Here is a 15,065-nt window from a genome sequence, read left to right on the forward strand (position 1 = left end):
ACGCGCTCGACGAACACGCGACCGTGGCTCGAACGGGTGCTCGTGGAGGACGAGGTCGTCATCCCCGACGCGGTCTGGGTCGGCTTCGTCAGGATCGTCACCAACCGGGCCGTCTTCGAAGTTCTCGCGAGCTTCGACCGGGACTTCCGGAGGTTCGACGACCTCGAGATCGTCGTCCCGGCCTGACGCCGGGAGGAGTCACCCGCCGGAGCCCGCGGGGGAGGTGCGCGCGGCGAAGGCGGCGACGTGGGCCTGTGCCTCGGGGCTGTCGAAGGCGGCGCCGATCGTGCGGGCCTCGTCGTCGAGGGCCTCCTGGAAACTGCGCGTCAGCCCCGAGCGCACGAGCCGCTTGGCCTGCCCGAACGCGGCAGTGGCCCCGTCGAGCCACGCGCGCGCGATCTCGCGGGCCCGCGCCTCGAGCTCGTCGGGCGCGACGACCTCGGTGACGAGTCCCCAGTCGAGCGCCTCGGCGGCGGTGAGGGTGCGTGAGGTCAGCGTGAGCTCGAGCGCGCGGCGGGTGCCGATGGCCTCGGGCAGCAGCGTGCTCACCCCGCAGTCGGGCGTGAGCGCGACATCCGAGTACCTGCTCGCGAAGGTCGCGTGCTCCGAAGCGACGATGAGGTCGGCGACGAGCATGAAGCCGAGGCCGCCGCCCGCGACCGGGCCCTGCACGGCGGCGACGATCGGCTTCGAACTCTCACGGAGCGTGCGGTGGCCGTCGTGGATGCGGTCGGCGAGCGCCGTGATGACGGAGCCGGCGTCAGGCTCCCCGGTGGCGAGCTCTGCCATCGCCCGCACGTCGCCGCCCGCGCAGAACGCACGGCCGTTGGCGCCGAAGAGCACCGCGCCGATGTCGTCGCGCTCGGCGATCTCGTGGGCGAGCGCCTGCCAGCGCCCGATCGCCTCGGGATCGACTGCGTTCAGCCTGCTCGGACGGTTCAGGGTGAGGCGGGCGAGCCCGCCCTCGACCTCGAACAGGATCGCGTCATCGCTCATGATCGTGGAGTCTACTGTTCCGAATGCGGCGGCCACCGCCCGGGCTCACACCGAGGCCGTCGCCTGCTCGAGCTGCGACGCACGCGCCACGAGTGCGTCGAGCACCGTGCGAACGGCGAGGCGCTCCGCGACATCCGGCCGCACCAGTGCCACGATCTGCCGAGCGGATGCCACGCCGCGCAGCGGCTTCAACACGAGGGAATCGGCCACGGGGCCGCTCGTCAGCCGCGGTACGAAGGCGATGCCGAGGCCCGCCGCGATGAACGTCTCGATGATGCGCATGTCGCTGAACCGCTGCCCCACGCGAGCGCGCCGGCCGACCTGCTGTTCGATGGCGTGCAGGATCCGCTCGAACGGGAAGCCGGGCGGCACGCCGAGCCAGGTCTCGTCGACGAGGTCGGCCGGTGTGACGTGTGCGCGGCCGGCGAGACGGTGGTCGATCGGCAGGCCGATATCGAGCGGCTCGGTGAGCAGGGGCACCGCCTTCAGGCCGCGGCCGCCCCACGGCAGCTCCCCCGGCATGGTGTGCGCGAGCACGATGTCGTAGTCGGAGGTGAGGTCGGGGAACTCGGCGAGCTCGGGGTCGAGGTCGGTGCAGAGCACGACGAGCCCGGCGACCTCGGCGAGGTCGGTGAGCACCGTGGGCAGCAGCGTCGCGCCGATCGTCGGAAAGGTCAGGAGCGAGACCTCGCCGCTCGGGTCGTTGCGGAACTCGTCCCACAGGGCGGTGGCACGTTCGAGGGCGATCGCGACGTCGGCCGCGCTGCGCGCGAGGGCGTGCCCGGCACTCGTCAGGGCGACTCCTCGACCGCTCCGCTCGGTGAGGGGCATGCCGGCCTCGCGCTCGAGCACCTTGAGCTGCTGCGACACCGCTGACGGCGTGCGGCCGGTCGCCTCGGCGACGGCGGTCACGCTGCCGCGTTCGGCGAGCTCGCGCAACAGATCCAGACGGCGCACATCCATGAAGCAATCCTACATCGTTATTGAAGGATTGTGAGCTTGTCCTGAAAGGAAATCCGCGGTTCAATGAAGGTGTCGAACTCGTGCAATGGGGCATCGAAAGCTCGATCTCCCCGCTCACCGTTCGAAAGGATCCATCATGCTCGGCCTCATCGTGTTTCTCGGCACCGCCTCGCTCGTCGGCCTCGTCGGCTCCATCGTCGTCACCGTGCGCGACGGGTACCGTCGTCAGCCGCGAGAGACGTTCGCACTCGCCGTCTGACCGACCGCGAATCCGGGGTCATGCCCGGCCGAAGAGCCGCTGCGCGGGGGAGGGACACCCCGCGGGGCGGCTCTTCGTCGTCTGCCCGCCTCGACTCGTCGTGATGGACGAGATGCACCTTCCGCTTCCTCTCAGGCGCTCGGGTCGTAGAGTGTTCAGGTGACCCTCCGAGAGATTCAGCCCATCGACGCCGTGCGCGCGCAGTTGATCGACTTCATCGCGGCCGACGCCGTGTTCCACGGAGACTTCACCCTGACCAGCGGCAAGAAGGCCAGTTACTACGTCGACCTGCGCAAGGTCAGCCTCGACCACCGTGTTGCGCCACTGATCGGTCAGGTGATGATCGACCTCATCAGCGACGTGCCCGACGTGGTCGCCGTCGGCGGCATGACCATGGGCGCCGACCCGATCGCCTCGGCGATCCTGCACCAGGGCGCGGCACAGGGGCTCGCCTACGACGCCTTCGTCGTGCGCAAGGAGCCGAAGGACCACGGCCGGGGCAAGCAGGTCGAGGGCCCCGACCTCGCCGGCAAACGCGTCATCGTGCTCGAAGACACCTCGACGACCGGTGGCTCGCCGATCAAGGCGATCGAGGCGCTCCGCAAGGTCGGCGCCGAAGTCGTTGCTGTTGCCGTCGTGGTCGACCGGGCGACCGGCGCCCGCGAGGTCATCGAGGCCGAAGGCGTGCCCTACCTGTACGCCATCGGCTTGGAAGATCTGGGGTTGGCCTGATGAGCGGCGACGGGCAGGATCAGGGCGACGAGACCGATTGGCTGCTCGCCCAGTTGGCGGGCGGCGACGGCCCGCGACGCGACGACCCGCCACAGCCCGTCGCGCCGCCGGCTCAGCCTGAGCAGCAGGATCCGCCCGCGCCGCGCACTCCCGCGCCACGGCGCGAAGAGGTGCTCGACTGGTTCTCCGAGGCACCGGCAGCGCGATCGGATGCCGCGACCCGCGCGCTCCCCGTCGTCGGTGCGCCAGCGCCGCAGACGCCGGCGACACCGCCCGCACCTGCGGAACCCGCGGCACCCGCGTGGACCCCGCCGTTCGCCGTCACTCCTCCCCGGCAGCCTCCGGCACCCGGACACCTGACCGCGGTCGAGCCGCCGGTCGGCGGGAGCCCTCCGATCCCGCCGTCGGCACCCGCTGCGCCGTCGACACCCGCTCCGCCGCCCGTTGAGCCGTCGGCACCGGCCGCCGACTCGCCGTTCGCCGGGTTCGCGCCTCCGCCCGTCGCCCGCCAGTCGTTCACCCCCGTGGGATCCACCGAGCCTCCTGCCCCTGCTGAGCCGCCTGCGCAGCCGCACACCGCTGCTCCGCCGAGCACCACTGCCCAGCCGCCCGCCGAACCGATCGTGCCGGTGCATCCGACCACGCCGCCGACGGTGCCTGCCGGGTGGAACGACCGGAGCCCGCGCACTCCCGCACCCGCCGCCCACTTCGACGATGAGCTGTGGGCCGCCCTGAACGAACCGGAAGAGGTGGCACCGACACCCGCGGCCGCTCCGCCGGTGCAGCGTGCGCCGGTCACTCCGCCGGCGCCCACGACGCCCATAACGCCCACAGCGCCTGCACCACCCGCAGCGCCTGCAACCCCTGCTGAGCCGTCAACCGAAGCCGGTGCGTTCAACACGACGCCGTTCCCCGCCTTCGCCTCCGCTCGGAGCGACGACGACCCGACGCGAAAGCCGCCGGCCCCCGTCGATGACCTGCTCGCGTCGCTCGGCAGCGGTGCGCCGCGAGATCGCGGCACGGTGCCGCCCCCGGCATCCAGTGGCTCCGGTGCCTTCGGTGCCGGCGCCTCCGGTGACCCCTTCGGTGCCGGCAGCTCCGGTGCGAACCCGCCGACCGAGCCCGTTCCATCGGGCCTCGATGCGCTCGGACTCGGGTTCGACGACGACGCAGTCGACCTCGAACCCGCTGACCGGCCGATGGCCGCCGATCGCGAGCCTCCCGCTCCGAGCGAGCATTCCGACGCGGGGTTCGCCTGGAATCTGCGACCCGACCCGACGGGCCGAGACCCGAAAGACGCTCCCGAATCGGTCGCGAGCGCATTCCGGCCGGCGACGGCACCAGACGCGGCCGGGCAGGTCGACGAGGTCCGTCTCGACGGCGCGCAGCGCGAGTGGCGCGACGAGGCTGATTCGGCCGAACCCGATTGGGCGTTTCCCGCCGACGCGTCGCCCCCCACCGACACCGTGGCGCTCGAGGCATCCGACGATGACGCCATGGGGTCGCTCTTCGGGGCCGCCGGCGTCGCTTCGGCGGCGGCGAACGACCCGTTCGGCCAGCGACCGGCGAACGACCCGTTCGCCGCTCCGACGGGCGGGCAGCCTGCAGGGTCCGGTCAGCCGACGGCTCCCGGCCAGCAGCGGAGAGGCTCCGGCGGATCAGGCGGTCGCGGCGGGGCCGGCGGTACCGGTGGCACAGGCGGCGGCTCGGGCGGCCCCGGCGGGCCAGGCGCCCCCAGGCGCACGACCCGCACGACCCGCACACTGATCTGGGTCGCCGGCGGACTCGTTCTCCTGCTCGTGCTCGCCGGCCTCTACTTCTTCGGCACTCAGCTCGCCGGCGGCGGAGGCGGTGCCGGCGCGACTGGCGACGGCAGCCCGTCGGCCAGCGCCTCGGAGGCGGCCGTGCCCGCACCGACCGGCCCGCAACCGGCCGGGGTGCACGCCTGGGACACCCTCTTCGGCGGCGAGTGCATCGAACCGTTCGAATCGGTCTGGGCAGAGGAGTTCACGGTCGTCGACTGCGCTGCGCCGCATGCCGCGCAACTCGTGTATCGCGGCACGCTGCCGGGTGACGCAGCAGCCCCCTTCCCGGGCGAAGCCGCGCTCGCAGAGCAGATGCCCGCACTGTGCCGGGCCGCGGGCGTCTTCGAGCCCACGCTCGTCGCGGGCATCCCCGATATGCAGGTGCAGGGCAGCTTCCCCGTGACCGAGGAACAGTGGGCAGAAGGCCAGCGCAGTTACTACTGCTTCGCGAACCGAGCGGGCGGAGAGCCGCTGACCGGACCGATCAACGGCCCGGGCCCCGCGCCCGCGGCCTGACCGCATGGCGACCGGGCGCGGCGACCTCGGTGCGACTCGCACCGGTGCCGATCGAGGCCGCGTCGTCGTCTTCGGCTCGCTGAACGTCGACTCCACGAGCTACGTCGACGACTTCCCCGAGCCCGGCGAGACGATCCTCTCCCGTGACTACCGCGTCGCCCTCGGCGGCAAGGGCGCGAACCAGGCGGTCGCGGCGCACGTCGCCGGGGCACCGGTCGACTTCGTCGCATGCATCGGCGACGATGCGAGCGGTGCGTTCGCGTACGACACGCTCGAACGCCTGGGACTGCCGGTGGGCGCGATCCGGCGCATTCCGGATGCCCCGACCGGCGTCGCCCAGATCACCGTCGCCGCCTCGGGTGAGAACACCATCATCGTCACCGGTGGCGCGAACCTCGTACTCACTCCCGAACTCGTCCACCGCGACCGCGCTCTGGTGGCCGCGGCAGCGGTGGTGCTCACGCAGGGCGAACTCGCCGTCGCCACGATCGAGCAGGTCGCCGCGGTCGCGAGCGAGTCGGGCACCCGATTCGTGTTGAACCTCGCGCCGCCGGCTCGTGTCTCCGCCGCGACGCTCGCCGTCGCCGACCCGATCGTGCTCAACGAGCACGAGGCGCGCGCGGTCGGCATCGGCACGGATGCCCCGGGCGACGCCACCCTCGACGACTGGCGCGAGCTCGCGGCATCCGCTGCCGGTGGCCTCGCCCGCTCGATCGTCGTCACGCTCGGGGCGGCCGGCGCCACCGCGGCCGACGCCACCGGCTCGTGGGCGGTGCACGCGCCCCGCGTGACGGCCGTCGACACGACCGGCGCAGGTGACGGGTTCACGGGAACGCTCGCGGCGTTCCTCGCCGAGGGCCGCCCGCTGCCCGAGGCGCTCCGCATCGCGGTCACCGCCGGTGCGCTCGCGGTGCAAGCGCGAGGCACGGTCGACTCCTACGCGGCTCGTGCCGAGGTGCTCGCCGCGGCCGCTGCCGAGTCCTGACGCCGAACGCCGTCAGAGCCGAAACCGAACGTCGAATCGAACCCACGAGAGAGTGAGCCCCAGATGACGATCCCCGTGATCCTCGATTGCGACCCCGGGCACGACGACGTGTTCGCGCTGTGGCTGGCCGCGGGGCATCCGTCGCTCGACCTCGTCGCCGTCACGACCGTCGGCGGCAACGTGCCGCTCGAACACACCACCAGGAACGCCCGCATCGCGCTGTCGGTCGCCGGTGTGACCGACGTGCCGGTCGCGGCGGGCGCCGCCGGCCCGCTGGTGCGGCCGCTGCAGACGGCCGAGTGGATTCACGGAGAGAACGGGCTGGGCGGGCCTGCGCTGCCAGAGCCGACCGTGCCGCTCGACCAGCGGACCGCGACCGAGCTCATCGCCGACACGCTCACGGCGTCGGAGCAGCCCGTCGCGATCGTCGCGACCGGACCGATCACGAACGTCGCGATCCTGCTGCGGGATCGGCCGGAGCTCGCCGGCCGCATCCGCGAGATCGTCTGGATGGGCGGCTCGACCGAGCGCGGCAACGCGACACCGTACGCCGAGTTCAACGCCCTCGTCGACCCCGAGGCGCTCGACCTCGTGGTGCGCAGCGGCGTGCGCTTCACGATGGTCGGCCTGAACGCGACCCACCTCGCGCTCGTGACCCCGGTCGTGCGCGAGCAGATCGCCGCGATCGGCACCCGCACCGCGGCGTTCGGCACCGAGCTGTTCGACTTCTTCTGCCGCACGAACGCCGAGGTGTTCGGCATGCCCGATGGGCCGCTGCACGACCCCGTCGCGGTCGCGGTGCTCGCCGACCCCGCGTGCGTCGCGCTGCGGCGCACGCGCCTCGACGTCGAGCTCCTCGGCACCGAGACGGCGGGCGCGACGAGTGTCGACTTCGACGGGATGCTCGGGCGCGAGCCGAACGCATGGGTCGCGGTCGAACTCGATGTCGAGCGGTTCTGGGCGGGCGTCGCGGCATCCGTGGCCCGACTCGGCTGACGGACTCCCCGCCGGGCGCGTAGAGTGACGCGTATCGAGTGAGGGGTCGCCCATGGACTGGACGTTCTGGCTGGGCATCGTCATCATCGCAGCGCTCTGGGGCGTGACGCAGTGGGCGTTCTCGCTTCGGCGGCACTCCGAGAAGACGCGCGATACCGACCACGAGGCCGCCGACGCGATGATCGATGTCGAGCGCGGCAAAGAGCAGGGACGCTACTGGTCGGACTTCGGCGGGTGACCCGCGCGCGTTCTGACAGTTACCGGTAGTCGGCCTGCCAGAGATCGGGGCCGAAGATCTCGTACTGGATATCCCTGGGTGCGACGCCCATGCCGAGGAGTTGCTGGCGCACGGCCTGCATGAACGGCAGCGGCCCGCAGAGGTAGTAGACGGCGTCGGCGGGAACGCCGACGTCGGTGAGATCCATGAAGCCTGCACGCTCATCGCCGGCATCACGACCGGAATCCGGGCCTCGCTCGTACCAGGTCACCATGTCTGCCTGCTGCAGTGCAGCGAGATCCTCCTGCACCTGGCTTCGCAGTGCGAACGAATCCGGGGAGGTGCCGGCGTGCAGGAACATGACCTCACGGCCCGAGCCGGACTTGGCCAGGTGCGAGAGGATTCCCGCCATGGGGGTGACGCCGATGCCGGCGCTCGCGAGGACCACGGGCCGGTCGGTGGTGTCGAGTACCACGTCGCCGAACGGTGCCGACAGAACGACCTCATCACCGACCTTCACCGTCGTGTGCAGCAGGTTGGAGACCTCCCCGTCGGGGCTTCCAGCGCCCACCACCTGCTTGACGGCGAACCGGCGGTGGTGTCCGTCGTCGGCCCGGGTGAGGCTGTACTGGCGTGGCTGGCGCGTGCCATCCGGCATCGGCATCTGCAGGCTCACGTATTGCCCTGGCAGGGAGGGCAGGATGTCGCGGTCGTCGGTGCGTTCGACGACGAAGGTGACGACGTCGTCGGTCTCCTGGATGCGCTCGGCCAGCCGCCACGTGCGCCAGATGGTTTCGGGGGCCACGCCCACGGAGTCGTAGAGTCCGCGCTCCAAGTTGATCAGGGTGTTGGCCATGAGCCAGTAGACCTCTTCCCAGGCTGCCGCGACCTCTGGGGTCACGGCGTCGCCGAGAACGTCGACGATGGCCCAGAACAGGTGATCGTGGACGACCTGGTACTGCTCGGGCTTGATGCCCAGGGACACGTGTTTGTGGCTGATTCGTGAGAGGAGCGACTCTGGCAGCTGCCCCGGGTTGTCGACCAGCATGCTGGCGAACGCGGCGACGGATCCTGCAAGCGCCTGCTGCTGATGGCCGTCGGCCTGATTGCCCCGGTTGAAGATACCGTCCAGCAGTTCCGGATGGGTCTCGAAGAGGTGCCGGTAGAACCGGTCGGCGATCTCGGTGATATTCGCTCCGACCACCGGCAGGGTGGCCTTGATGATGGGTGCTGACGTCTCTGAAAGCATGCTTCAAACTCCATTGTCTTCGGGCTTGCCGAGCTGGGGTGCTTCGGGTGGCGTACCGAAGCGGGGCAGTTGTCCGAGCTGGTCGATCTGTTCGGTCATCGCATCGATGACAGCGCGCAACTGCACCTGCGCCACTTTGGCGTACGTGCGCACGAACTCGATCTCCTGAATAGGCGTGTTGTAGTCCAAGCCGCTGCCGTCGCCGGCGGCAGCTTCCGCGGCCTCTTCGGCAGCTGCTGCTCCCGCGGCCTCTTCGGCAGCGGCCAGCGCGGACACGCTGTTCAATGCCTTGCGCAGGATGTCGCTGTACTGATCCCGTGCGGTGTCGATCAGGTCGCGGGCGTACTGTTCCGCATCGCTGATGTGCTTGTCAGCCATGATCTGGGCGCGGCTGATCAGGCTCACCGCCTCTTCGCTGACCGCTCGAACGTTCTGGTCGTTCTGATCTGCTTCGGCTCTGAGCCGTACGATCTCGGCTTGCGCCGCGGCCAGCTGATCTGCAGCGTCGCTGAGCGTTCTCCTGACGGCGGAGGCGTCGTAGCCGCCCTGCTCGGCGAACGGGAATGATGCATGGCTGATGTCGCGGGGCGAGAGCCCGGGCAGGAGCGCCTGGTCGTCCATATCGGGAGTGGTCACTAGCGGTCACCTGATTTCGTTGACTTCGGCGAGGGCGGAAGAGTTCTCTTCAAGGGTGGCGAATGTCTCGTACCGGATGTCGGTACCGGAGACCCCGGAGGCCCGCAGCTCTGCAACGGTGTGCGAGACCATCCCGGGAGACCCGCACACCATGGCGAGTCGGCCCGCCCAGGATCGATGGCCCGCTGCGGTGGACCCCACCAGCCCCTGGAGTCCGGGGTAGCTGGGGTCGTCGGAGACCACCGGGTGGTAGTCGAACCACGGCTGGAGAGCCAGGTTCGTGAGCTTCTCGTGCTCGTACAGGTTCCAGGGCAATCGGGCGCCGTGGAACAGCGTGACCTGACGCCCCGTGCCCGTGGACTCCCACTGCCGGCGCACCTGATCCAGCCCAGCGATCAGCGGGGCGAGCCCGGTGCCGCCGGCCACCAGGAGCAAGTCGCGGGTATCGGCGGGAACGGTCAGCTGATCGCCCATCGCGGCGCCCAGCCTCACGGTGTCGCCGGGAGCGAGCTTGCGCACTGCGGTGCTGCTGAACTGCCCGCCGGGCACGAGCTGAACGTGCAGCTCGAGCGTTCTGTCGTCGCGGGGTGCGTTCGCCGGGGTGACATAGCGCCAGAGGCGCGGCAACCGCCCCATCTCCATGGCCATCGACTGTCCGGCGCGATAGTCCATCGCCGTCTCCATCTGCAGCTGAAGCACCGTCACGTCCATACCGCGCCGGTCAACGGAAACCACCGACGCATCCCACCACGGCGGCGAGTCATCTGCCGCGTCCTCCGCGGCGACGACCATGACCTTGGCGATCAGCCCGTATGCAGCAGACCAATCCGCTGCGACGCTCTCGGTCCACTCCGCGCCGAGGAACCGCTTGAGCGTGGCCAGCAATGACGCCCCCACAGCCGAATAGTGTTCGGAGATGACCGCGAACCGGCGGTGGTCACGGCCCAGTTGCTGGATGAAACCGGTGACCTCCTCCAGACGGTCCACGTTGCTCACGATGTGCCCGATCGCGGCGAAGAGCTTGTCGCGCTGGTTGGCCATCGACACCGGGAACATGTCGCGCAGTTCGGGATGGCCGACGAACAGGTGCGAATAGAAGTACAGCGGTGCGTCATCGCCCACCGCAACCACGTCGGCCCAGGTCCGTTTCAGTGCTTCAACATCCATGACGCGGTCCTCGTCGGGTTTCAACCATCGCAGCGGAGAGTTCAGCAGTCGCAGCATGGCTTGGACCCATGGGGGGCGTGCCCGGCCGGCGCTCGAAGTTCCGCAGCGTGTTCGCCTGTGATCTCCCAAACAAAGAGCCTCCGTGTGATTCGACCTGATACAGGTGTTTCCCGGGCACTCCGGATCGCGCATCCAACGCGAACGCCCCCGCGGGCGGGGACGTTCGCCGAGGTCTCGTCGACGTCGACGAGAGGAAGTCGGGTACCGGGTTACCCCACTTTAGGGGTCAAAACCTGATCTGGATACCCCCGTGCGGAGTTCTCCAGAACGCGACGAGCTTCTCGGGTGTCAGAGCTCGGTCTCGACCGGCGCCTTCGCCACGAGGTCGGCGACGCCCTCGAGGATCTCGTCGGGCCGGAACGGGTACTTCTCGATCTCGGCCTCGTCGCTGATGCCGGTCATCACGAGGATCGTGTGCAGTCCGGCCTCGATGCCAGCGACGATGTCGGTGTCCATGCGGTCGCCGATCATCGCGGTGTTCTCGGAGTGCGCGCCGATCTTGTTGAGCGCCGAGCGGAACATCATCGGGTTCGGCTTGCCGACGACGTACGGCTCCTTGCCCGTTGCCTTGGTGATGAGCGCGGCGATGGCGCCGGTCGCCGGCAGCGGGCCGTCGGCCGAGGGGCCGGTGGCGTCGGGGTTCGTGACGATGAATCGGGCGCCCGCCCTGATCAGGCGGATCGCCTTCGTGATCGCCTCGAACGAGTAGTTGCGCGTCTCGCCGACGACGACGAAGTCGGGGGCCGCCTCGGTCATCACGAAGCCGGCATCGTGGAGCGCCGTGAGGATGCCCGCCTCACCGATGACGAACGCCGTGCCGCCGGGCAGCTGCGACTTCAGGAAATCGGCGGTCGCGAGGGCGCTCGTCCAGAGGCGGTCCTCGGGCACGTTGAGGCCCGACGCCCGCAACCGCGCCGAGAGATCGCGAGCGGTGAAGATCGAGTTGTTCGTCAGCACGAGGTAGGGAGTGCCGGCGTCCTCCCACTGCTGCAGCAGCTCGGCCGCCCCCGGCAGCGCATGGTTCTCGTGCACGAGCACGCCGTCCATGTCGGTCAGCCAGCACTCGACCTCTTCACGTCGTGACATGCCACCAGCCTAGGCTCACGCTTCTGAAGTTGTTGACCGCGCGCCGCGCGCTACGCCGAGACCCAGATCGCCGCGGCGACCTCGCGCGCGAGCACCAGCTGCACGGCCGCCCCGGCGACGCGGGCACTGACGAGGAGGCGTTCAGCGGAGGCATCCGTCACCTCGATCTCGATGCCGGGGCCGACGCCTGATGCCTCGAGACCGCGCAGCACCGAGGGGTCGCGGTCGCTGATGCGCAGCACCGTGCCGTGATGGCCGGCCGGCGCCTCGGCGAGCAGCAGTGCCGGCTCGCGGGCGAGCGCGCCATCCGCCGAGGGGATGGGGTCGCCGTGCGGGTCGCGCAGCGGCCTCCCGAGTCGAGCGTCGATGGCCTCGAGCAGGCGGTCGGAGATCGCGTGCTCGAGGATCTCGGCCTCGTCGTGCACCTCGTCCCAGCCGTAGCCCATCTCCTGCACGAGCCACGTCTCGATGAGCCGGTGGCGACGCACCACCGCGAGTGCGCGCGCAGTTCCCGTGTCGGTGAGCCGCACGGCACCGTAGGGCACATGCGAGACGAGCCCGTGCGCGGCCATCTTCTTCACCATCTCGGTGACCGATGAGGGAGCGACGCCGAGCTTGCCTGCCAGCACCGACGGGGTGATGGGGTCAGGCTGCCATTCGGTGTGCGAGTACACCGTCTTCAGGTAGTCCTCGATCGCGGGACTCTGGTTGCTGGGCATCGGGCTCAGACTACCGGGCGGCGAGTCGCCGTGGCAGGCTCGGCCCGCGTCAGGCGCCCGTGAACACGAGCCAGAGCAGCACGCCGTTGAGCGTGATGAGAAACACGGATGCCGCGACGCCCGCCGCCGTCGTCGCCCAGTGATTCCGCCACCGGCCGAGCACGCCGGCCTTCGCGGTGAGCGCGACGAGCGGCACGAGCGCGAAGGGGATGCCGAACGAGAGCACGACCTGGCTGAGCACGAGCGAGAGGGTCGGGTCGAAGCCGAGCCAGAGGATCGCGAGTGCTGGGATCAGGGTGACGAGCCGGCGGAGGATGAGCGGCACCCGCACGTGCAGCAGCCCGTGCATGATCTCGGCGCCCGCGTACGCGCCGACCGAGGTCGAGGCGAGCCCTGAGGCGAGCAGCCCGACCGCGAACAGGGTCGCGATGACCGGCCCGAGTGCGACGCCGAGCGCGGCGTACGCGCCCTCGAGGCTGTCGGTGCCCTCGACGCCCGCGAGGTTCACGGCGGCGAGCAGCAGTATGGCGAGGTTCACGGTGCCGGCGATCGCCATCGCGATCGAGACGTCCCAGCGCGTGGCGCGCAGCAGCAGCCCGGTCGGCATTTTCGTCGCCGTGCCGGGCAGGAGCTCCGGGGCATCCGTGCCGCGGCTGATGCCGAAACCGTGCCACGCCGGCTTCGTCGTCGCGGCCCCGGTCGCAGGCGGAGCGGCGCGCCGTGTCGCGAATCGGTCGCGGCTGAGCGCCGAGTGCGCGTAGATGGCGTGCGGCATGATCGTCGCGCCGAGAATGGATGCCGCGAGCAGCACCGAGTTCGCATCGGCGAAGCGGGGCACGAGACCGCCGAGCATCCCGGCCGGGTCGGGCGGAGCGACGAAGACGCCCACGGTGAAGCCGACGGTGATGATCGCGAGCAACCCCATGATGACGAACTCGAAGGTGCGCGGCCCGCGTCGCGACTGCAGCACGAGCAGCGCGATCGAGACGGTGCCGGTGATGAGCCCGCCCCAGACGAGCGGCACGCCGAAGAGCAGGTTGAGGGCGACGGCGCCGCCGATGACCTCGGCGAGGTCGGTCGCCATCGCGACGAGTTCGGCCTGCAGCCAATACGCCCGCCGGCCCCAGCGATTGCGGATGCGCCCGCCGAGCACCTCGGGCAGGCTCCGGCCGGTGACGATGCCGAGCTTCGCCGACAGGTACTGGATGAGCCACGCCATGACGTTGCCGAGCACGACGACCCAGACGAGCAGGTAGCCGTACTGCGCGCCGGCCGTCATGTTGCTCGCGACATTGCCGGGGTCGAGGTAGGCGACGCCCGCGACCAGGGCCGGGCCGATCAGCCATGCGGCGCGCGGCACGCTCGTGCGGCGACCCTGGCGAACGGATGTCGCAGCGCCGCCGTCGTGCGGCGCACCGTCTCGGTCGGCTGCGACCTCATCGTCGAGAGTTTTAGGCATACCGAAATCATAGCGATATTTCGGTACACCGAAAGCCTCGGAAGCCCGTATCGTTGAAGGCGGGGGAACACATGGCGCAGCGTCGATCGATCTGGCGGTCACGTTCGCGAGCCGAGGTGGCCGAACCGCCCGGTGCGGACGACGATCCGTACGCGCTCTACCTGCGCTGGGTCGAGGCGGGGCGCCCGTCGCTCGACGGTTCCGAGCGGGCAGCCGACCCGCCGATCGGCGGCGATCCCGATGACTTCGCAACCGACGGCGAGACGCCGGAAGGGCTCGTCGACGATACCGGCGCCGACGTCAGGCCGGCATCGACTCCGAGCACCGGCCACGTCAATGCCGTCGGCGAGTCGACGGGCGCGGTGGCCTCGATCCGCCGCCGGTTCTGGCCCTTCGGTCGGGGCTAGCCTGATCGCGGGTGCCCGGGCGCACATGTCTCGCCGAGCCGCGACCGCCGCGAAGTACCCTTGCAGGGTGCCACCCGAACCGACGCCCGAGCAAGAGCCGACGCCCGAGCCCGCAGCGACCTCCCACGGCGTCGGCCCCTGGCCGGGCGGCCCCGAAGCCTGGCCCGACGAGCCGCACTTCGACCCCGAGCTGCTCGAACTCGGCGACACGCGCAACGTCATCGACCGCTACCGGTACTGGCGCATGGAGGCGATCGTCGCCGATCTCGACGAGCAGCGGCACCCGTTCCACGTCGCCATCGAGAACTGGCAGCACGACATGAACATCGGCTCGATCGTGCGCAGCGCCAACGCATTCGCCGCCGACACCGTGCACATCATCGGCCGCCGCCGCTGGAACAAGCGTGGCGCGATGGTCACCGATCGCTACCAGCACGTCGTCTACCACCCGGATGTCGCGGCCTTCGCCGAGTGGGCGCACGAGGCATCCGTGCCCGTGATCGCCGTCGACAACGTCGAGGGCTCCGTGCCCATCGAGGCATTCGCGTGGCCGGAGGTCTGCGTGCTGCTCTTCGGGCAGGAGGGTCCGGGTCTCTCGCCCGAGGCGACGGCCGCGGCCGACGCGATCGTCGAGATCACGCAGTACGGCTCGACCCGATCGCTCAACGCGAGCGCCGCCGCCGCCATCGCGATGCACTCGTGGGTGCTCACGCACGCCGCACGCTGAGGCGGAGGACGGCGCGGCACCGGATGTCGCACATCTCCCGCTGACGCGTGCGGCTCGCGCACGAACGCAGTACGGTGGTGCCGCTC

17 protein-coding genes are annotated in these 15,065 nt (G+C 70.4%); 9 read left to right on the forward strand and 8 right to left on the reverse strand.

Annotation, left to right across the window (positions count from 1 at the left end; genetic code table 11):
• Positions 1 to 36: 36 nt before the first annotated feature.
• Positions 37 to 186: a hypothetical protein gene (locus FHG54_RS16260; protein ID WP_168197080.1), complete on the forward strand. Its 150-nt coding sequence runs from the start codon at positions 37 to 39 to the stop codon at positions 184 to 186.
• Positions 187 to 198: 12 nt separating this feature from the next.
• On the opposite strand, the gene FHG54_RS03005 is transcribed toward FHG54_RS16260, so the two are convergent.
• Positions 199 to 996: an enoyl-CoA hydratase/isomerase family protein gene (locus FHG54_RS03005; protein WP_139415922.1), complete on the reverse strand. Its 798-nt coding sequence runs from the start codon at positions 994 to 996 to the stop codon at positions 199 to 201.
• Positions 997 to 1,041: 45 nt separating this feature from the next.
• Positions 1,042 to 1,959, reverse strand: a complete 918-nt coding sequence (locus FHG54_RS03010; RefSeq protein WP_139415924.1) for a LysR family transcriptional regulator — start codon at positions 1,957 to 1,959, stop codon at positions 1,042 to 1,044.
• 136 nt (positions 1,960 to 2,095) lie between these two features.
• Here FHG54_RS03010 and FHG54_RS16905 point away from each other — a divergent pair, with 136 nt between their 5' ends.
• The 6 genes from FHG54_RS16905 (at position 2,096) to FHG54_RS03035 (ending at position 7,490) form a co-directional block, all read left to right on the forward strand.
• A complete protein-coding gene (locus FHG54_RS16905) occupies positions 2,096 to 2,218 on the forward strand; it encodes a hypothetical protein (protein ID WP_267898511.1) in 123 nt (40 codons plus the stop codon).
• A 159-nt stretch (positions 2,219 to 2,377) separates the two neighbouring features.
• Positions 2,378 to 2,950: an orotate phosphoribosyltransferase gene (gene pyrE, locus FHG54_RS03015; RefSeq protein ID WP_232333555.1), complete on the forward strand. Its 573-nt coding sequence runs from the start codon at positions 2,378 to 2,380 to the stop codon at positions 2,948 to 2,950.
• Positions 2,950 to 5,271: a hypothetical protein gene (locus FHG54_RS16910; protein ID WP_139415926.1), complete on the forward strand. Its 2,322-nt coding sequence runs from the start codon at positions 2,950 to 2,952 to the stop codon at positions 5,269 to 5,271. Before pyrE ends, FHG54_RS16910 begins: the two co-directional genes overlap by 1 nt.
• A 4-nt stretch (positions 5,272 to 5,275) precedes the next feature.
• The gene (locus FHG54_RS03025) at positions 5,276 to 6,256 is read left to right on the forward strand and encodes a ribokinase (RefSeq protein ID WP_139415928.1); all 981 of its coding nucleotides are present in this window, start codon (positions 5,276 to 5,278) and stop codon (positions 6,254 to 6,256) included.
• A gap of 63 nt (positions 6,257 to 6,319) precedes the next feature.
• Complete coding sequence (locus FHG54_RS03030; RefSeq protein ID WP_139415930.1) at positions 6,320 to 7,252, forward strand: nucleoside hydrolase; 933 nt, start codon at positions 6,320 to 6,322, stop codon at positions 7,250 to 7,252.
• Positions 7,253 to 7,304: 52 nt separating this feature from the next.
• Positions 7,305 to 7,490, forward strand: coding sequence for a hypothetical protein (locus FHG54_RS03035; RefSeq protein WP_139415932.1), 186 nt, complete (start codon positions 7,305 to 7,307; stop codon positions 7,488 to 7,490).
• A 19-nt stretch (positions 7,491 to 7,509) separates the two neighbouring features.
• Here the strand turns inward: FHG54_RS03035 and FHG54_RS03040 are convergent, their stop codons facing one another.
• From FHG54_RS03040 to FHG54_RS03065, 6 genes are all read right to left on the reverse strand, one after another.
• A complete protein-coding gene (locus tag FHG54_RS03040) occupies positions 7,510 to 8,718 on the reverse strand; it encodes a globin domain-containing protein (RefSeq protein WP_139415934.1) in 1,209 nt (402 codons plus the stop codon).
• 3 nt (positions 8,719 to 8,721) lie between these two features.
• The gene (locus FHG54_RS03045; protein WP_139415935.1) at positions 8,722 to 9,354 is read right to left on the reverse strand and encodes a DivIVA domain-containing protein; all 633 of its coding nucleotides are present in this window, start codon (positions 9,352 to 9,354) and stop codon (positions 8,722 to 8,724) included.
• A 6-nt stretch (positions 9,355 to 9,360) separates the two neighbouring features.
• Positions 9,361 to 10,578, reverse strand: coding sequence for a globin domain-containing protein (locus FHG54_RS03050; RefSeq protein WP_198169629.1), 1,218 nt, complete (start codon positions 10,576 to 10,578; stop codon positions 9,361 to 9,363).
• A 291-nt stretch (positions 10,579 to 10,869) separates the two neighbouring features.
• Positions 10,870 to 11,667, reverse strand: a complete 798-nt coding sequence (locus FHG54_RS03055) for an HAD-IIA family hydrolase (RefSeq protein WP_139415937.1) — start codon at positions 11,665 to 11,667, stop codon at positions 10,870 to 10,872.
• A gap of 50 nt (positions 11,668 to 11,717) precedes the next feature.
• Entirely contained in the window at positions 11,718 to 12,386 is a 669-nt protein-coding gene (locus FHG54_RS03060; protein ID WP_139415939.1) for a metal-dependent transcriptional regulator, read from the reverse strand.
• Positions 12,387 to 12,435: 49 nt separating this feature from the next.
• The gene (locus FHG54_RS03065; RefSeq protein WP_139415940.1) at positions 12,436 to 13,845 is read right to left on the reverse strand and encodes an Nramp family divalent metal transporter; all 1,410 of its coding nucleotides are present in this window, start codon (positions 13,843 to 13,845) and stop codon (positions 12,436 to 12,438) included.
• 71 nt (positions 13,846 to 13,916) lie between these two features.
• On the opposite strand from FHG54_RS03065, the gene FHG54_RS03070 reads away from it, so the two are divergent.
• Positions 13,917 to 14,252, forward strand: coding sequence for a hypothetical protein (locus FHG54_RS03070; protein WP_139415942.1), 336 nt, complete (start codon positions 13,917 to 13,919; stop codon positions 14,250 to 14,252).
• Between the two features lie 25 nt (positions 14,253 to 14,277).
• Positions 14,278 to 14,979: an RNA methyltransferase gene (locus FHG54_RS03075; RefSeq protein WP_139415944.1), complete on the forward strand. Its 702-nt coding sequence runs from the start codon at positions 14,278 to 14,280 to the stop codon at positions 14,977 to 14,979.
• Positions 14,980 to 15,065 lie beyond the last annotated feature (86 nt).

This window comes from Agromyces laixinhei (genome assembly GCF_006337065.1).
Lineage (GTDB): Bacteria > Actinomycetota > Actinomycetes > Actinomycetales > Microbacteriaceae > Agromyces > Agromyces laixinhei.

Bases quoted from the DNA above. Each gene is read 5' to 3' on its own strand.
- FHG54_RS03005 (WP_139415922.1), bottom strand. From the start codon at position 996: ATGAGCGATGACGCGATCCTGTTCGAGGTCGAGGGCGGGCTCGCCCGC.
- FHG54_RS03010 (WP_139415924.1), bottom strand. From the start codon at position 1,959: ATGGATGTGCGCCGTCTGGATCTGTTGCGCGAGCTCGCCGAACGCGGC.
- FHG54_RS16905 (WP_267898511.1), top strand. From the start codon at position 2,096: ATGCTCGGCCTCATCGTGTTTCTCGGCACCGCCTCGCTCGTCGGCCTC.
- FHG54_RS16910 (WP_139415926.1), top strand. From the start codon at position 2,950: ATGAGCGGCGACGGGCAGGATCAGGGCGACGAGACCGATTGGCTGCTC.
- FHG54_RS03025 (WP_139415928.1), top strand. From the start codon at position 5,276: ATGGCGACCGGGCGCGGCGACCTCGGTGCGACTCGCACCGGTGCCGAT.
- FHG54_RS03030 (WP_139415930.1), top strand. From the start codon at position 6,320: ATGACGATCCCCGTGATCCTCGATTGCGACCCCGGGCACGACGACGTG.
- FHG54_RS03035 (WP_139415932.1), top strand. From the start codon at position 7,305: ATGGACTGGACGTTCTGGCTGGGCATCGTCATCATCGCAGCGCTCTGG.
- FHG54_RS03040 (WP_139415934.1), bottom strand. From the start codon at position 8,718: ATGCTTTCAGAGACGTCAGCACCCATCATCAAGGCCACCCTGCCGGTG.
- FHG54_RS03050 (WP_198169629.1), bottom strand. From the start codon at position 10,578: ATGCTGCGACTGCTGAACTCTCCGCTGCGATGGTTGAAACCCGACGAG.
- FHG54_RS03055 (WP_139415937.1), bottom strand. From the start codon at position 11,667: ATGTCACGACGTGAAGAGGTCGAGTGCTGGCTGACCGACATGGACGGC.
- FHG54_RS03060 (WP_139415939.1), bottom strand. From the start codon at position 12,386: ATGCCCAGCAACCAGAGTCCCGCGATCGAGGACTACCTGAAGACGGTG.
- FHG54_RS03065 (WP_139415940.1), bottom strand. From the start codon at position 13,845: ATGCCTAAAACTCTCGACGATGAGGTCGCAGCCGACCGAGACGGTGCG.
- FHG54_RS03070 (WP_139415942.1), top strand. From the start codon at position 13,917: ATGGCGCAGCGTCGATCGATCTGGCGGTCACGTTCGCGAGCCGAGGTG.
- FHG54_RS03075 (WP_139415944.1), top strand. From the start codon at position 14,278: ATGTCTCGCCGAGCCGCGACCGCCGCGAAGTACCCTTGCAGGGTGCCA.